We start from the raw sequence: 3,650 nt of genomic DNA on the forward strand, positions 1-3,650 counted from the left end.
CTTCGGTCCCGACCGCATCATCGTCACCGCCGACGTGGCGTTCGACCCGACGCTCGACACCGGGGAGATGGACGATTTGATAACCGACATCGAAGATGGGCTGTACGAAATCAACGATAGCGTCAAGAAAGTGTACATCGAACCGGAAGTGCAGGAGACGGCGGCGGAGTCGGTTATCTGAGACCGAGCATCTCTCCGATGGGCAAGGGTTTTTGAACTAAGACGCGAATATTCGGTATCGTGTCCACGACGAACGAGTACATGCGGTTCTTCCCGTACGATGCCCCCTACGACAACCAACAGGAGGCGATGGACCGCATCTACAACGGACTTTCACGCGGACAGGACGTACTCTTCGAAGGCGCGTGTGGGACGGGAAAGACGCTCTCCTCGCTCGTTCCCGCACTGGAGTTCGCACGCGAGGAGGACAAGACGGTCGTCATCACGACCAACGTCCACCAGCAGATGCGCCAGTTCGTCACCGAAGCGCGCGAGATAACGCGCAAGGAACCGCTTCGCGCCGTCGTCTTTCGGGGGAAGGGGTCGATGTGCCACATCGACGTCGATTATCAGGAGTGTCAGGTACTCCGGGACAACACCTACGAGGTCGTCGACAAGGAACGCGACAAGAACGAACTCGAACAGCGACAGCGCGAACTGCTCGACGACATGCAGGAAGGCGACTCGACCGCCGCCGAGGCCCGTAGCGCGGTGATGGACGAACTCGAACAGATTCAGGATGAAGTCGAGAATCTCAAAGAGAAAAACATCTGCGAGCACTACTACAACAACCTCACCGCGGACAACGAGGAGTTCTATCAGTGGCTCTACGACGGGGTTCGAACGCCCGACGACATCTACGAATACGCCGAGCAACAGCAGTTGTGCGGCTACGAACTCTTGAAGGACGGGATGGAGGGTGTGGACCTGGTCGTCTGCAACTACCACCACTTGCTGGACCCGATGATCCGCGAACAGTTCTTCCGGTGGTTGGGCCGCGAACCGGAGGACGTCATCACCATCTTCGACGAGGCGCACAACATCGAGGGAACCGCCCGTGACCACGCCTCCCGAACGCTGACCGAGAACACCATCGACAGCGCGCTTGACGAACTTCAGGAGAGCGACGACTTTCGGAGCGAAGCGGGGTTCAACGTCCTCGCCGCGTTCCAGCGGGCGCTCAAAACGACCTACGACGACTCCTTTAGTTTCGGCGAGCGCGAATCGGTCGGCGAGAACTGGCAGGACGTGTCGGTCGCGAACGAGGACAAGCGCGACGACCTGACGTTGAACTTCCTCCAGGAGTACGCCGGGAAGGGAATCGACGCGGAGTTGGACGACGCGCTCTCGCTCGCCAAGGAACTCGATCAGAAGTACGAGGAGGCGTACAAGGAGGGCGACGCGACGACCCGAAAGGAGTGTCAAACCCTCCAGGCCGCCGCATTCGTCAAATCCTACATGGACGAAGGGGCCGAACTCGGCCAGTATCCCGTCGTCGCGGTGCGCCGCGACGAGGGGACCGACGAAGTGTACGGACGAGCGGAACTGTACACCTGCATCCCGCGCGAGGTGACCCAAGCCCTGTTCGAGGAGGTGTACGCGACGGTGCTGATGAGCGCGACGCTACGCCCGTTCGACGTGCTGTCGGACGTGCTCGGCCTGAGCGACCCCATCTCGTTGGCGTACGGGCTTCAGTTCCCGGAGGAGAATCGCCGAACGTTCGCCGCCGAGACGCCCGCCCTGTTCGCCAGCGAGCGGAGCAATCCCGAAACACAGGACACCATCGCCGAGGTGTTGAACGACGCGATTCGGTTCACCGCCGGGAACACGCTCGTCTTCTTCCCGAGTTACGCCGAAGCCGAGCGGTACCGAGATCTCGTGCGGAACCGAACCGACGCGAACCTGTATTTCGACGAGGCCGGAACCCCCGTCGAGGAACTGCGCCAGCAGTTCACGGCGGACGGGAACGGCGCGCTGTTCACCTCTTTGTGGGGGACACTGGCTGAAGGTGTCAGCTTCGACGGCGACGAAGCCAGAACTGTCGTCGTCGTCGGCGTGCCGTACCCGCATCTGGATGACCGGATGGACGCGGTGCAGGACGCCTACGACACCGTGTTCGCCGACCGTTCCGGGCGAAATTCCGGCTGGGAGTACGCCGTCGAGATCCCGACAATTCGGAAGACGCGACAGGCGCTCGGCCGGGTGATCCGTTCCCCGGACGACTTCGGCGTCCGGATCCTGCTCGACAAGCGCTACACCGAGGGGAGCGTCCGGGAGATGGGAAAATACAGCGTTCACGAGACGTTCCCGCCGGAGGAGCGGAAGGAAACCATCGACATCGACCCCGGAAAGCTCAAGTTCGCCATGCTGAACTTTTTCACCGACAAGGACGCGTGGGACGGCGAACCGCCGAAACCGCAGTAAAAGAGCGAACGAAGATAGAGAGTTCAGGCCGGAAGTGAGATTCTCGCGGCGGTCTCCTCGTACTTCGCGTCCCAGAGATGGAGTTCCGTAACGGTCCACGAAATCGAGTCGATATCACGTTCCGCGAGTTCTCGGACAATTTCGATGTCGCCACCGCGCGCGAGCGTGACGTGTGGAACGTAGTCCTCGCCCTCCAATCCCTCGACGGCGTCGAACTCGGCCAGCAGTTCACGGTGAAGCCGTTCCAGACCGGGACTTTCGACGGCGAGGTAGACGACCGGACCGTCACCACGCGCTGGCGTCTCGAAATAGTCGATTCCCGAAACGTGCGCTTCGAACGCGGGCGTGCCGACGAGAGCGGTGCGAACCCGCATCGCCAATCGGTCGTAGTTCTCGTGCGTGCCGAACCGTTTGACGACGAGCGTGTGCTGGTCGCGGACGCTGTCGAAGCCGTAGAGCGACGGGCGGAGTTGCCCAGCGAGTTGAGCGATTTCGCCGGGAACCGGGACGTTGAGACTGTACACTGGTTGGTTCGAGATTCTTGAGGAGTATCAGACTACCGTTTGTCGGAGAACGTGGGTAGATGCAGAATGGACGGTAGCTCGTCTGTTGTCGTGGACTCGCTAGAATTGGTATATTTGGCGGAGGTGTTTTTCTCCGAATTCCAGAGATTCACGTACCACTGGTCCGTCTTGAAGCTGATTCCAACAGTCCAATCCGAGTAGTTCATTCCCGACTTGCTCGTCGGTGGACGATTGACGGTGGCGTTTCCACTGGCCCGATACTTTCCGGACTCGGAGTCCTTGGAGACGGTGGCGGTCAGGTGGGCAACGTCGCCGTCTCCGAGCGATTTCGGGAGCTGAATAGTCGCTCTCGGGAGTACGGTATCGTTCTTGAAACGGACTGAAACGTTCGTTCCCGCCGGAATACGTTCGCCGCCGTGAAGGTGTTCGAGCGTTATCTCGGTCGCGTTCACTCGGTACTCCACCCGCGGGAGCGTGTCCATCCAACTCGGTTTCTTCGGCGGACTGGACACCACCGAGAATCGATAATCGAACTTCGACGTAAAGCGGTCGCTCGTGAGTGCCTTCCCGGAGAACTCGTGGATGAGTCCGTCCTCGTCCACCAAAATCGTCGCGGAAATCGTTCTGAGGCTCGAAAGCGTCGTATTTCCGTCGGTTTCGTATCGGCACAGCGTCGTTCCGTTGCGGATTATCGTCCCGTTC

At 60.2% G+C, this 3,650-nt stretch carries 2 protein-coding genes and 2 pseudogenes; 2 read left to right on the forward strand and 2 right to left on the reverse strand.

Annotation, left to right across the window (positions count from 1 at the left end; all coding sequences use genetic code 11):
• A pseudogene (locus WBV42_RS13895) lies at positions 1-181 on the forward strand (cation diffusion facilitator family transporter); the annotation flags it as partial.
• Positions 182-240: 59 nt separating this feature from the next.
• Positions 241-2,424, forward strand: coding sequence for an ATP-dependent DNA helicase (locus tag WBV42_RS13900; RefSeq protein ID WP_423986555.1), 2,184 nt, complete (start codon positions 241-243; stop codon positions 2,422-2,424).
• A 23-nt stretch (positions 2,425-2,447) separates the two neighbouring features.
• On the opposite strand, the gene WBV42_RS13905 is transcribed toward WBV42_RS13900, so the two are convergent.
• Positions 2,448-2,948, reverse strand: a complete 501-nt coding sequence (locus WBV42_RS13905) for a 2'-5' RNA ligase family protein (RefSeq protein WP_423986556.1) — start codon at positions 2,946-2,948, stop codon at positions 2,448-2,450.
• A 32-nt stretch (positions 2,949-2,980) separates the two neighbouring features.
• Positions 2,981-3,650: pseudogene (locus WBV42_RS13910) on the reverse strand (hypothetical protein); the annotation flags it as partial.

The organism is Haladaptatus sp. (assembly GCF_049589095.1).
GTDB lineage: Archaea > Halobacteriota > Halobacteria > Halobacteriales > Haladaptataceae > Haladaptatus.